Below are 14,331 nucleotides of genomic sequence, written 5' to 3'. Positions count from 1 at the left end.
AAATCAGTTCACACCGGCTAATATATGCTGGGCCGGATTTGTCCCGAACCGAGGTGTGGTAATTAATGGAAACTTCAACGCAGAAAGGTGTTTTAGACATTCCCATGAAGGTGATCTTCACCGATGAAGGTGTGTCGTATTTCACCAAAAGCGGGAAAAAAATCAACCGATTTAAGCTTTCCGACGGCGTTGAGGAATACGGAATTCATGTGGTGGATTTCTCCCCGGCCACCATACAGCGAATGCAGCTTCTCGATTATATCAGCAAGATGGAGCTTCCCCTTGAAGATGTGGTCTCCAAGCGGAAAGAGATTATCGATCTCATCAAACTGATGACCTACGGAATGCTCTACCGTCAATTCAACACGCTGCTCTTTGAAAATGTGGTGGAATCGGAGCTGATTCAGCATTATAACCGCCACAACATCAAAAACCCCATTGATTACCGAACCAAAATCAACCAGAAAGTTCTGGATAATATCCTGACGAAAAACATATCTGCGGTGAATGAAATCAAGCAGATGATGTGTCAGCCCGTTATCAAAAGAATTGAAACGAATGAGAGCATGCATGAATCTGAAAAGAACATGTATAAAAATCTTGCACGGAAATATCTGGACACCCTGGATCCCCTCATCTATTTCATTCTCTCAATTCACCGGGGTTCTACGGGGTACTTCCAGCTGATCCGGAAAGGTCAGCAGCTACTGGCCCAGTTTATGGATAAAGCAAGCATTCCCGAGTATCTGGCCCTGATGCTGGTTGAGCTTCTGATGAACATGGCAATGGGCGATGATCAGTCCTCGGCGCTGAAAAAACTTCTGGACGATGACAATATTTATATTCTGCTGCGCCTCAGTAAAAAGCGCCATGAAAAAGGTGACAGGGCCCGCATGCACTTCATGATCTCAAACCAGAAATCCGGGTTTGATGATATGAAACAGAAGATCAACCACCGGATTACCGCCAATATCAGCGGGAAAAGTTTGAAAGACTTCTATGAAGGACAAACAGAACTCCAGGAGAACATGAATCTGGGGTTGTATTATTTGTCATATCTGAATGAAGCATGCAAAAAGGTTCACATAAACTTTGAGAGTTTTGTGAACCGAAGCGAAACCGACGCAACCACCACGATCCACATAGTTCTCACAATTTAGGTCCCGTTTTCCATCAGTCCGCCATAGGACCCGTTAGCTGCCCGGGGGAGCTGCTCCCGGCCTCTTTATGATAAATTTCATCAGCATTTATCTTGAATTTGATTCAGGAATGCGCTAAACTTGAATGAGAGTTCAAAAATAACAAAAGAGGTGCTTATGGCCCGTCAGCAGGATGAGGAAAAGCGAAGTAAAATTCTTCAGGCCGCAATCAAAGCCTTCGGAGAACAGGGCTTTACCAATACTACCATGAAAGATATTGCAATTGCTTCAGGTATTGCCCCGGGCTCAATTTATACCTATTTTAAGGATAAGGAAGTACTGTTTATTTCGGCAGTCAATGCGGTGTGGAAAAAGTTCAACCGGCAGTTAAGCAGTATACTCCACTCCGACCGCCCCTTATCAGACCGTGTGACAGCGATTACAGATTACGGGTTCGATATTCTGAAAGAACTGCATCCGTTGGTTCGGGGAATGTATCAGGAAGCAAACCGTCTGAATCTGTTCCGCAAAAACCTTGTGAGGGTGAGCACACAGCTTTCGGCAATTTTTGACGCCCCCGAGGCTGCAAATTACCCGTTGGCCCAATATGATTCAGAATCCCGGGCATATCTGCTGAAATTATGGATTTCCGGGATATTGTTTACATTCTCATCTGTTTCAAGCACCCGGTTGAAGGGCGAAATTGAGAAGATGCGAAGCCTTATAGTACAGGGAATAATGCCTCAGGAAGACCGACCCGGAAAATAAAAACTTCCGGGTTCATTCTGAACGTACCCGGGAGATGAACATTGATTAAAAAGCTAATACCTCTGGCAGTTATAGGATTACTTCTGGCGGCTGTTGCTGTTCAGCTGATAGTTCAGGCAACGGAAGAAGAACCTCCGGTGCAGGCTACTCCGGTCAGAACGGGGCAACCCTATATGGGCGATCTTCAGGTCGAACTTTCATATAACGGCAACCTCAGACCGGAACAAAGCACGGTGGTCACCCCTCTCATTTCCGGAGAAATACTGGAAATCCTTGTGGATGAAAATGAACGGGTGGAAAAGGATCAACTGCTTGTCCGTCTGAATGATGATGTGGTTCGCCTCCAGGCAGAACAGGCCAGAGCGAACTGGGAAGCGGCGGAGGCCGTCCTTGCAAAGTCAGTTCAGGGTGTACGACCCGAGGAGCTGCAGAACGCCCGGGCCAGCCTGGAACAGGCGGAAAATGAGCTTCAGACCGCCCGGAACAACCTGGAGCGAACGGAAAACCTGTTTGAGTCGGGCACCATCGCCCGAGCCGAGTATGAAGAAGCGGAGAACCGGGTAACCGCCGCAGAGACTGAGCTGGAAAATGCACGCCGGAACGTACAGCTCATGGAACAGGGCGCACGGCAGGAAGACATAAATGTTGCCAGGGCCCAGGCCCGTGCCGCACAGCGTCAGTACGAACTTGCCAGTCTTCAGCTTGATTATGCCCAGGTCCGAAGCCCGGTTGCCGGCCGGGTAGTGGAAATCTTTAATGACGCAGGAAACACCGCAGCTCCCGGCAATCCTCTTCTTTCTATTGTAAGCGACAATGTGATCTATGCCAAAATCACCATCCCCGAACAGCATTACGGGCTTTTCCAGCAGCAGAGAGACAGCATTCGAGCACGGGTCTCTCCCATTGCCTACCCCGATTCTCCTCCCTTCGAAGGGTTTATTACCAGCATTGCGGAGGTGATTCAGGCTGAAAGCAGAACTTTTGTGGTGGATGTTGCGGTGGAAAACCCCGCTTCTCTTCTGAAGCCCGGAATGTTTGTGGGTGTTGATTTTATTGTGGAGGAGATCAACGATGTTCTCCTGGTTCCCGATACAGCGCTGGTGTTTCGTGAAGGCGGTCAGGTGCTGTTCACCCTGGAAGCTGACGATGAGGGAGACCCCGAAACCTTTATTGCCAGAAGCAGAGAGGTGGAAACCGGTTTAAGTGACGGCGGAGTAACCGCCATTACCTCGGAGTTAAGCCTTGAACACCAGATTATTGTGGAAGGAAATGCATTTCTTGAAGATGAACAGGAAGTGCGGGTGATCGGCAGGGGAGATGCGAAATGAGCATTCCCCGACTGGCGGTAAAGCATCCTGTTACAGCTACCATGGTGTTCGCCGCATTCTTTGTACTGGGAATTCTCTCTTTGACCCGGATCGGTCAGGAGTTATTTCCCGATGTGAACCTGCCCACCGCCATTGTCTTCACCACCAATCCCGGGGTGGGTCCCTACGAGATGGAAAGCGGTGTAAGCCGGAGAATAGAGTCCGCCTTCGCCGGTCTGGACGGCGTGGAATCCATATCATCAGAATCCTATGAAGGCATGTCCATGGTTCAGGTGGGTTTTGTGTCCGGGACAGACCTGGATATTATGCTCCCGGAAATACGGGAGGCAATCAATACTGTTTCCCAGAATTTTCCCCAAGGAACGGAACGTCCCCTCATTTTCAAGTTCAGCTCAAATACTCTTCCCTCACTTCGGGTCAACGTTTTTACCGGAAGCAGCGGAATTAATATCCGGGATCTTATTGAATCCGAGGTGGTTCCCCAGCTGGAACGAATTCCCGGGGTTGCCCAGGTCGATTTTTTCGGAGGACGGGAAGCCGCCATGATGGTTCGGCTGGATATGGAAAGCCTGATAAAACTGGAAATCCCCATTCCCCAGGTTATCCGAGCATTTGAAGGCGAAAACATCAGCCTTCCCGGTGGAACCATCACCGCCGACAGACGCACCATCATTATCCGGACCATCGGTGAGTTCAAAGACAGTACGGATATCGGAAATACCCTTGTGGGCTACAAGGGACAGGTCCCGGTCTACCTGAAAGATATTGCCGAAATCTCTCTGGATTACAAACCTCAGCAGGAATACGTGTATGTCCGGGGCAACGAAGGGGTAAACCTGGCGATCCAGAAACAGTCCGGGTTCAACACCGTGGATGTGAACGAAGCCGTCCTTGAGCGGATTTCAGAAATCCGAAGGGTTCTGCCCTCCTCCATCCGCTTCGAGGTTCAAAGCGATCAGGCGGTTCAGGTCCGGGGCAGCATCGGCGGAGTTGCCACAACCGCATGGCAGGGAGGAATTCTTGCCATCATTGTACTTCTCATATTCCTGCGGAATGTGCGCTCAACGGTAATCGTTTCCATGGCCATCCCTGTTTCAGTTATCGCAACCTTCAGTCTTATCGATTTCGGCGGCATGACCCTGAATATTACCAGCCTTCTGGGGATCACCCTCGCCATCGGAATGTTTGTGGATAACGCCATAGTTGTCCTGGAGTCAATTTACCGGAAGCAGCTGATGGGGATTTCCCGGCATGACGCGGCCATCGAAGGAGCCGAAGAGGTAAGCAAGGCGATTATCGCTTCAACCCTCACCACCATGGCGGTATTTATCCCCATGCTCTTCGTTGAGGGGCTTGCAGGGCACCTGTTTCGGGATCTCAGTCTCACCATCAGCTTCAGCCTGGGTATGAGCCTGATTACCGCCCTGGCTCTCATTCCCATGCTGTCCTCACGCTTTCTCAAAGTGGAAAAACTGACCGGCCTTCATCCGGACAAGCTTCATGAACTGTCCCTGGCGGATGTGACAACCCGCACCGGCAACCGGGTTCTGGACAAGCTGGGTGAATGGATACAGCACGGGCTGAAAAAACTGGATGAAGGTTATGAATCCCTGATCAACTGGAGTCTCAATCATCGGTGGACGGTCATCATCTCGGCAGTTCTGCTGCTGGTGTTCAGTTTCGGTTCAATTCTTCTTCTGGGTATGGAATTTATTCCCGAAGCCGACGAGGGAACCTTTCAGATCTCCATTGAGACCCGGGTGGGTTCCGACTATGCACTCACGACGGAAAAAGTATATGGAATTGAGGACATTATCCGGGAGGAAGCCGGGGACTATCTTGAAACCCTCTCAACCAGGGTGGGCGACGGAGGAAGCAACTTCGCCAATGTTGATATCGCCCTGGTGGGCAAGGATGAGCGCAGTGAAGACATCTGGGAAATTACCCGCAGAATCAACAGGCGGATAGAGCGGGAAATTCTGGATATACAACACAACCTGACCATTACCGGCATGAGCTCACTGGCGGGCATGGCAAGCGGCGGTGGCGGCAGCCCCCTGGTGGTGCGGCTGCTTGGAGACGACCTGGAATCAATGCAGGATTATGCAGAAATTCTGGTGAACCGGATGGGCGCCGTTGAGGGCACCAGAAATTTCCGCTCCAGTTTTTCAACCGGCCGTCCGGAGCTTCAGTTCCGCATCAAACGGGAACAGGCGGTGAGCCTGGGTCTGAGCCCTCTGGAGATCGCCGCCACCGTACGTGCCGCATACAACGGTCAGACGGTTAGCCGCTTTTCCAGAGACGGCGATGATCTGGATGTGGTTATCATACTCAATGAAGAAGACCGGAACAGCCTGGACAAAATGACAAATCTGACATTTGTGAATCAGGCGGGAACTCCCATTCCCCTGGAGAATGTAATAGAAATTGTGGAAGAACAGGGTCCTCAGGGCATTATCCGGCAGGACAGAACCCGGGTGGTGGAAGTGCTTGGAAATACCGACGGCTCCCGGGCTCTGAACAGGGTGGTAGATGATATGGAGGCCATTCTTGACGATATGGGCCCCGCTCCTCTGGGTATCAGCCGGGAAATCGCCGGTTCCGCAAGCGAGATGGATGAATCGTTCCAAAGCCTGCTGTTTGCTCTGATCATGGCCCTGAGTCTGGTGTACATGGTAATGGCCAGCCAGTTCGAGGACTTTCTGAATCCCCTGATCGTGATGTTCTCCGTGCCCTTTTCCATTTTCGGGCTGGTTGCCGCCCTGCTTCTCACCAATACCACATTCAATATCCTGTCATTCACCGGGGCGATTCTCCTTACCGGCATTGTTGTGAATAATGCCATTGTACTCATCGATTATATTCATCTGCTCCGTTCACAGGGACTGGATCTCAAGTCGGCAATCATTCGCGGCGGTACCACCCGGTTGAAACCGATTCTGATGACCACAACCACCACTCTGCTGGGGTTGATTCCCATGGCCCTGGGGTACGGAACCGGTGCGGAGTTACGGGCGCCCATGGCCAAGGCGGTGGTTGGAGGGCTCACAACATCCACCCTCATTACCCTGGTGCTCATACCCACCATATATTGGATAATTGAATCTTACAGACTAAAAAGACGGGAGGCAGAGGCGTGAAAACCCCCAAACGAAACGGCAGAATCAAACTGACAGCCGCGGCGCTTACATTAGCCGGGCTGTTGCTGCTTGCAGGATGCGGTAACTTTTACAGCGCAGATATTCAGGGATATGTTCAGGACGGCGAGTCAGGGGAAGGGATTAACGGCGTTACCATCTACCTCTTCGATAAGGAACCCGAACTTCCCGATGACGAATCATTCTTCACCAAAACATCCACGGCGAATTTCAACGGAGAAGCCGGCTACTACTCCAGCAAAGTGATTTGGCAAAGCCTGGTGGGGCGCTTCGGCCCGGAAGGGGATTCCGGAGAAATCTACATGGGAGTCACCCATCCCGACTATGCAGACATTATCCTGACTCAGCGCGGCATCTTCTCTGATACCAGCAATATTCTGGAAGATATCGAACTGGACCGCACCACCTTTTCCTCACCTCTGGTTTCAGGCCGGGTGGTGAACAGTTCCGGCGAAGGGGTCAACGGCGTACGCCTGGTTCTCGACCTGAACAGTACCCCGGATGAAGCGGAGGATTATGTGGCTGTGAGCGCCACAGTGGACGGCACAATCGGCGTGTTTGAATTCAATAATGTGACATGGACCGATGAGACTGCCGCCGAGGAAGGAACCTCCAGCACTGAGAGCGCCACGGTTTCTGTTGACGACAATGAGTGGGAAAACAGCGGGCAGCCCGTTGAAGTTTCTCTGGACTCTGATCAGGAATATGAGATCTCCTCATCCATTACAGTGAGCCGAATACCCCAGTCAGAATTCCAGGTTGAGCTTCAAGGAAGCATTGAAAACCGGGATCCCGCAAACGGCGGTGCTGACTATCCGTATCCCGGGGTTCTGGTGGAGATCACCTATGATGAGTTATCCTTCGGCGGCACAACCCGGACTCTTCAGACCTATACTGATGCGGCGGGTCAATACAGTTTTATTGTGCAATGGAGTGAATCTTCGGATCAAAGTGAATCTTCAATATTTATCCGAACTCTCAGCATGGACCTTGGCGGAGACGGGGATTTTGATGGGAGCGCTCCCGACGATCCCGCCGGAATAGACCGTCAGTTCGACTGGACAGGGGCATCAGGACGGGAAGTTACTTCCACCGACCCGGTGCATGATCTTCCCGTATATGATCCGTATCCATAAGGATATTTATCACAAGGATAATACATTGATGCGAACGCTTTACAGACCTTACTGCATATTCTTAATCAGCTCTCTCGTCTCTTTCTCCGTATTTCCCCAAACCCTGGAGGAGGTGATTCAGACAAGTCTGGAAACCAATCTCAGGGTGGAGAACCAGGTTCTTGCACGGGATTCAGCGCGGCTTGATCTGGAAAGCGCCGCAGCGGCAATGCGCCCCAGCATCAATATCCGGGGAAGCATGAGTTATCTGAGTAACCCGCCGGAAGGAGTGAGCATTGAAGAAGGTAGCCTTGGGTCAACCACGGTGCCCGGGAGCCAGTTTCCCGCACCGGTTCCAGACAGCGAAATAGAATTGGTTCCCGGGGCCGAAAACAGCTTCTTCCGTCTCACTGCGGGTATCAGCCAGCCGATTTATACATGGAATAAGCTGAAGAATGCCCGGAAAGCTGCGGAACTCCAGCTGCACAGCAGCTCACTTCAGGAACAGGAAACCCGACGGGAAATAATCCGGGATGTCCGCCAAAGCTGGTCGGCGGTGAAAATGCTCAGTGCAAGCAGCGGCATAGTGTCGGAGATGCAGGAGCTGGCCTCGGGTATGCTTGAGGACAACCGGGCTCGCTACGATCAGGGATTGGTTAACTGGCAGGCGGTACTGGATGCCAGAAGCAATGTATCATCCATCATCACCCGTCGGACCGAGATTGATCAGGCCCTTGCCTCAGCCCGCCTGGGCCTGGAAATCAGCAGCGGTATTCCCTCTTCCCGGCTTTCTCCCGTTTTCACACCCTCCCGACTGGAGAGAGCCGCAGAACCCGGAGACGACTCCGAAACCGCCGGAGAATATCATAACCGGATTCTTTCCAATCAGATTTCTGAAGAGCGGCGGAGACAGCTTCTCATTCAGCTCAGAGAAAACAACAGCGAACTGCAGAATATTGCAGTACAGCGGCAGCTGGCTGAAGTTCAAAAAGATATCCAGGCCGCCGGCAGACCCTTCCGTCCGGATATCGGACTGCAGGCGGATATTGAACTCAGCGGTCAGCGAATTCCGTTCAGTCCCAACTGGAGGGAAACCTGGGATCTGGGTATTACCCTCTCGATTGGTGTTGATATGCTTACACTGGACTGGGGGCAGGCCGACAATTCCTATGCCCAGGCCGGATATCAGCTGCAGCAGGCCCAAAACGGTGAAAGCCTGACTCTGGATGCATTGGAGGCCAGACTTTCCAATATTATCCAGCAGATAAACCTTGCAGTAGCCCGTTACCTTGAGGCCCGAAGCAAGCTGGCCCTGCAGGAGGAGCAGTTTAAAAATGCGGTGGTTAGCTTCGAAAATGAGCTGATAACCCGTGAAGAGCTGCAGGGCAGCCGGCTGCTGCTTCTGGGAGCCCGGTTGGAAGCATTAAGTTATAACTTTGAGTATGAGACGTCCATGGCGGAACTTGATTTTCTTACGGGCAAGGACGTAGAATGACACGGTGCAAGGAATACAGCGATTGGAAAAGCTGCGGCATGAGCTGCGGACATACCTGAACCATATCATCGGCTATGCGGAGATTCTGCGCACCGATGCTTTGGAATATGGAAGGGGCTCCTACATTGGAGGCCTGGAAAGCATAACCTCCAAGGCGGATAAAGTCCGTCGACTCATCAACTTTTTTCTGGACACAGATACAGATTATTCTGAGCTGTCGGGTTCCGAGGATATTAAAAAAGCCTTTTTTGTTCCTCTCATGCAGATTATCACCGATACCCGCAGACTGATTGTGCAGTTCAAACGTGAGGATCCCGGCTTCGTCCATGACGGGGAGCAGATTCTCTATGTGGCCAACCAGATGCTCCAGTTGGTGGAGGAAGAGGTAATTGATATTCAGCTGGAGGAGCTGTTCGCACAGGGCCGGGACGATCATTCCTTCCCTACGGTCACATCCTCCAGAGGGGACAGCCAGGAGACGCTGCCAGATTTCAGTGATTTTGATATTGACGAAGATTTTCAGGGCGAGAAATCCAAAAACCCCGGGAAAATTCTTCTGGTTGATGATTCTGCAGCCTCACGAAGATTAATCAACCGCCATCTTTCCGCACTGGGTCACAGCATTATAGAAGCCGAGTCCGGTGAACACGGACTGGAAATGCTGAAAACCCAGACTCCGGATATTATTATTCTGGACGTATTAATGCCGGACATGACAGGGTATCAGGTTCTCCGGGAACTGAAAAAGAATGACGACACAAGCGATATTCCGGTGATTATGCTGTCTGCGGTACAGAATTCAGACAGTATCGCCCAGTGCATCAAGATGGGGGCCGAGGATTATCTGCCGAAAGATTTTGAACCGTCAATTCTCAAAGCCCGCATCGATGCATGCATCGAAAAACGGAGTCTTCAGCTGGAGCGTCAGCAGTACACACGGGCCCTTCTGGAGAGTCAGGATAATCTAGCCAGAGAGTTGAATGAAGCTGCCAGCTATATAAAGAGCCAGCTCCCCTCCTCCCTTCAGGGTTCAATTCTCTCTTCCGTTTATTTTCAGCCTTCCGCCCAACTGGGGGGAGATTTTGTAAACCATTTCTGGCTGGATGAGAGCAGACTGTGCATGTTCATTCTTGATGCCAGCGGACACGGAATACGTTCGGCTCTTCTGGCCATCAGCATCTCCCAGTTGCTGAGCACCGGAAGTCTGCCGGGTGTTGATTTTTCCAACCCCGGGTCAGTGCTGGAAGGACTGAATGTACATTTTCAGATTGAAGATGAAAATCCCAACTTCTTTACCATCTGGTACGGAGTGTACAACATTCAGGAAAAAATGCTCCATTATGCCAGCGCCGGCGCACCGCCCGCCATCCTTTTGAACAACGGCAGCGGGGAGAGCAGCCAGAAAAATATTGAGCTTGCCAGCAGAGATATCATCATCGGAGCCTTGGAAGATAGCACGTATACCGTGCAGAGTCAGAAAATCGAAGCAGGGGACAGACTCTTTCTGTTCAGCGACGGTCTGTTTGAAATACGGAGAAACAACGGCCGCATCCTGGGTGTGGAGGAGTTCATTAAATTACTGACCCTCACCCGGGGAAACCCGGATGAGGATATCCAGCAGATCATTACCCAAATCGAAGCTCTTTCAAACACCGAATATTTCGAAGATGATATTACCCTCATGGAGCTGGTATTCTGAAGCTCCTCATACCTTTCCACACATGGCGTCCCGCAGATAGATAACCGGGCCGGGGTTACGTGCTCCCGGAGCCCTTTGAGGTTTTCCTGCTTTTTCCGGTATCAGTTTTTGACGTTTTCTGCGGTGTTTGTTTCGGTCCTTTTTTTGATGCTTTTTTTGATGCTTCATTTGGCGCCTTTTTCGACCCGTTATCGGACGAGGATTTCTGCGGCTTGGATGACTTCGCTTTCTGCGTCTTCTTCGGGGACTTGGGTGATGGCAGCAGATCTTTCAGCTTCTCCAGCTCATACCCGCTTTCCTCCATGGCCTTCAGCCATTTCTGTGATCGTGTATAGCTTTTCTTCATCAGCTCTTCGTCAGGACCCTCGCTGAGGATAATCTGATACACGGCGGACCACCACGCAAAATCTTCGAAGGATTCCCGGTTGAACCAGTGAACACCGTTAAAGTAATTGGTTCCGATTGCCCTGAGCACCACCTGGTAGTCCAGCGCTCTTTTCAGATCCGATGCGGCAATGGCATCGCCTTCGCCGCTCCACTGAGAATAGCTGCTGAGCCAGCTGAATGTTTTCTGAAGGTCCGGAGCGAAGCCCAGCACCTCATGAATTCTTCCTTCCAGCATCCATTCATCGTCATAGTCTCCGATACTGTGGAGAATTATGAATCCAAGAAGGAGCTTCTTCAATTCACGATTCTCTTTTACCGGTCCCAGTAGATATGCCATGGCTTTGTTGCCGGAGGATTCGGACCGGATTTCAAATGCCCTGTGAATGTTGTGGATAACCTGTGAAAATGTCCGTATGGAGTTGTCAGTAAAGTCTGGATCGACGGTGTATTCTTCAACGGTTTTCACAAAGCCGGTGAAAGATTTCACAAATTGTTCATGCAAACTCACAGCTGTTTTTCCGCTTGTCCCCAGGTAGTCCACAAATTTATCAACAAAATCCGGAGAAAATACGGAAATGAAGGCATCATACACCGGCTTGAGAAGGATCTGCCGGATGGCCGTTCCGATATCCTTTACACCTTCTCCCTGAAGTCTGTCGTGCAATTGCCGGTAATGTCCGTATTCGTTATCCCGGACCTCATGAATATCCAGATATACCCTGGTTTCATATCCGTTCAGATGGAGATGAAAGCCGTTTTCATGGATGTCCAGGGAATGCCTGATATACCAGAGACCGCTGCCGGATTCCCTGAAAAGGCACCAGGAATCTTCGTTCCTACTCAGACGCAATGCATCTCCCAGGGTTTTCTGCAGGGTTTCCTTTCGCCCACCAATGCTCTTCTCAACATAGGGTGATGTTTCATTGATATACCCTGAGCTGCTGCCGTATGCGTTGTTGTAAAACACCAGCGCACGTTCGAGATCGTTGGCATTGCTGTATGCGAAAACATTATCGTTAATATTACCGTGATCCTTGAAATCGAAAAGAAAAAAGTGTTCAACACCGGAAAACAGGTAGCGTTTTTTCATCAGGGGAAATATTTCCTGTTCATGACGCCGGAGAAGATCGTCCCTTGGCGTTTCATCGTAATATGCACGCTGATACTCCATACCGTATTTCTCGGTGAACCCTTCAACCTGTCCGTGTCCGAACATGGGAAGTCCCGGCATGGTCACCATCATGGTGCACACACCGAAGTATTTATCGCCGTCTCCGAACTGGGCGACTGCGGTATCTTCGTCCGGATTATTCATGAAGTTCACAAAGCGTTTGAGAATATCCTTATCGAATTCGATGGTGTTTTTAATGGTTTTCCGATACTTGTCGTTTTCTTCGTTTTTCAGCATGTTCATGAATGCGGAGTTGTACACCCGATGCATTCCCAGAGTACGGACAAAATATCCCTCCATCATCCAGAAGGCTTCTGCCAGAAGAAGGGTGTCGGGGACTTCCCGGTTTACCCTGTCAACAACATCCCGCCAGAATTCCCGGGGCATCAGTTCGTTGAACTGACTCCAGGTCATACCGAACTCGGCTCTGGTGGCGATATCCCCTCCGCTTCCCGGCTCGGGAAACCATAGGCGGTGAATATGCTTCTTTGCCAGAGTCATGGCGGCATCGAAGCGGATAATGGGGAAATTTCTTGCAACATGGAGAATTGTTTGGATTACCGCTTCCCGCACCTCTTCCTTGAGGTAATTGAGCTGGGCGGTATCGTTCCAGGGCATGTGGGTACCGTCATTCCCGTGATAAATGTAACGGGTATGACCAGTATTGAAGTCGATTCTCTTGAAGACCACGGCTGCGTCACTCTGATCGTAGTAATGGTCTTCCAGGTAAATTCCCACACCGTCACGGGATGACAGGTTCTCCCCGGTGAAGCTGTAACTGGGGTAGGGAGGATGATCAAGCTGAAGATACCAGTCCGGATGCTCCTGCATCCATTGGCTGTCAATACCCGTATGATTGGGCACCATATCCGAGGCAAGACGGATGCCCCTGCGTGCACATCGGTCCCGAAGCTGTTTCAGTGCATCCCAGCCTCCCACATTTCCGGCGATTTCAGAATTATACAGGGCGTAGGCCGATGCAGCCGCCTCGGGATTTCCGCATTGATGCTTTATTTTCCGGGACGCATCGCTCCGCTCCCACAGGCCGATAAGCCAAAGAGCGTTAAACCCCCGGGAAGCTATCCTGTCCAGTTCCTCATCGGGAATCTGATCCAGCCGGTTGATATCCCGGGAATAATAGCTGCTCAGCTGGCTCAGCCATACCAGGGTGCTCTTTGCCAGCAGAACCACCTTGGGCATCCACTCCGAATCGTCGGAGAACCGCTCATAGTCTTCCATTCCGTCAAAACTGTAGGGATCCATGAAACCGCCGGCTCCAGGCTGGAGACCCTGGTTGGTGAAAAAGCTGTTCACCTCTTTCAGAAAATCTATTCCCCTGAGCAGTTTCATAAACAGGTCACCCAGAAGATATCCCCATCGGTCCCGGATATACTCAAGCTGCTGCTGAAGCGATTGGGGAAATAGCTTTGCCGGAGAACGGAGCATGGTAAACAGGTCCTGGGCATCAGGGCCGTAGGCGGCCTCTTTTGAGAGAAAATTTCTGATTCCCTGGATAATTGCACTGTATGAGCTGTGCTCATTGAGATCATGGTCGTTTATGAGAAGCTCTCCGTCGGCATAGCCAGGGTTCGCATTGCTCAGATAGAGAAGAAACAGTTCTTCCAGAGCAATTTCCGTACCGGTTTCTCCATCATGCATTGAATTCAAATACTGGGTCGGGTTCGTTTCCCGGGTATATATGCTGCGGGTGGGAAACCGGGTAAGAAACATTTCCAGAGTGGTTTCCAGTCTGTTTCTGCCTATTTCACCGGAGAGATACTCATACATTCTGGACATCAGATTGGAGCTGATATCTTTCCGGTACTGAAAAAGAACCACATGAAAGGCTTCGTCAATCAGCCCCATGGCGTAGAGATCTTCCGCACGGAGACTTTCTCCGCTGTCAGAAAGATGCTCTATCAGCTTGCGGTGAAACCGTCTTGCGCCCTGAAGATTCGCAAACACAGCCGTACCTCTGGATGAATACAGTCCTTCATCGAAAGATAGCGTATCGCGAATTTCTTTTCTGATGTGAAATTCTCTAAGACCGGACATGAGCGCTCTCCTTTGC

8 protein-coding genes are annotated in these 14,331 nt (G+C 50.8%); 7 read left to right on the top strand and 1 reads right to left on the bottom strand.

All coding sequences use genetic code 11. The features are described from left to right. Positions 1-65 precede the first annotated feature (65 nt). The 7 genes from L21SP2_RS00145 to L21SP2_RS00115 all read left to right on the top strand — a co-directional run bounded on the left by L21SP2_RS00145 (position 66) and on the right by L21SP2_RS00115 (position 10,702). Positions 66-1,160 carry a DUF8084 family protein gene (locus L21SP2_RS00145; protein ID WP_041400920.1) on the top strand — a complete coding sequence of 365 codons (1,095 nt, stop codon included), beginning with the start codon at positions 66-68 and terminating at the stop codon, positions 1,158-1,160. Positions 1,161-1,316: 156 nt separating this feature from the next. Next, a complete protein-coding gene (locus L21SP2_RS16525) occupies positions 1,317-1,907 on the top strand; it encodes a TetR/AcrR family transcriptional regulator (protein WP_024266409.1) in 591 nt (196 codons plus the stop codon). Positions 1,908-1,948: 41 nt separating this feature from the next. Then, complete coding sequence (locus tag L21SP2_RS00135) at positions 1,949-3,235, top strand: efflux RND transporter periplasmic adaptor subunit (protein WP_024266408.1); 1,287 nt, start codon at positions 1,949-1,951, stop codon at positions 3,233-3,235. Next, on the top strand, positions 3,232-6,375 hold the full coding sequence (locus L21SP2_RS00130) for an efflux RND transporter permease subunit (RefSeq protein ID WP_024266407.1): 3,144 nt from the start codon (positions 3,232-3,234) through the stop codon (positions 6,373-6,375). Before L21SP2_RS00135 ends, L21SP2_RS00130 begins: the two co-directional genes overlap by 4 nt. Further along, positions 6,372-7,529: a hypothetical protein gene (locus L21SP2_RS00125; RefSeq protein WP_024266406.1), complete on the top strand. Its 1,158-nt coding sequence runs from the start codon at positions 6,372-6,374 to the stop codon at positions 7,527-7,529. Before L21SP2_RS00130 ends, L21SP2_RS00125 begins: the two co-directional genes overlap by 4 nt. A gap of 28 nt (positions 7,530-7,557) precedes the next feature. Beyond that, positions 7,558-9,003 (top strand): TolC family protein, encoded by a 1,446-nt coding sequence (locus tag L21SP2_RS00120; RefSeq protein WP_169730396.1) that lies wholly within the window; start codon positions 7,558-7,560, stop codon positions 9,001-9,003. Between the two features lie 22 nt (positions 9,004-9,025). Then, the gene (locus L21SP2_RS00115; protein WP_024266404.1) at positions 9,026-10,702 is read left to right on the top strand and encodes a SpoIIE family protein phosphatase; all 1,677 of its coding nucleotides are present in this window, start codon (positions 9,026-9,028) and stop codon (positions 10,700-10,702) included. 55 nt (positions 10,703-10,757) lie between these two features. On the opposite strand, the gene L21SP2_RS00110 is transcribed toward L21SP2_RS00115, so the two are convergent. Continuing rightward, positions 10,758-14,315 carry an alpha-amylase family glycosyl hydrolase gene (locus L21SP2_RS00110; protein ID WP_024266403.1) on the bottom strand — a complete coding sequence of 1,186 codons (3,558 nt, stop codon included), beginning with the start codon at positions 14,313-14,315 and terminating at the stop codon, positions 10,758-10,760. Positions 14,316-14,331: the final 16 nt, after the last annotated feature.

It is taken from the genome of Salinispira pacifica, from assembly GCF_000507245.1.
In the GTDB taxonomy this organism is placed as follows: Bacteria; Spirochaetota; Spirochaetia; order DSM-27196; family Salinispiraceae; genus Salinispira; species Salinispira pacifica.
This window is presented reverse-complemented; position numbering and strand designations above follow the sequence as displayed.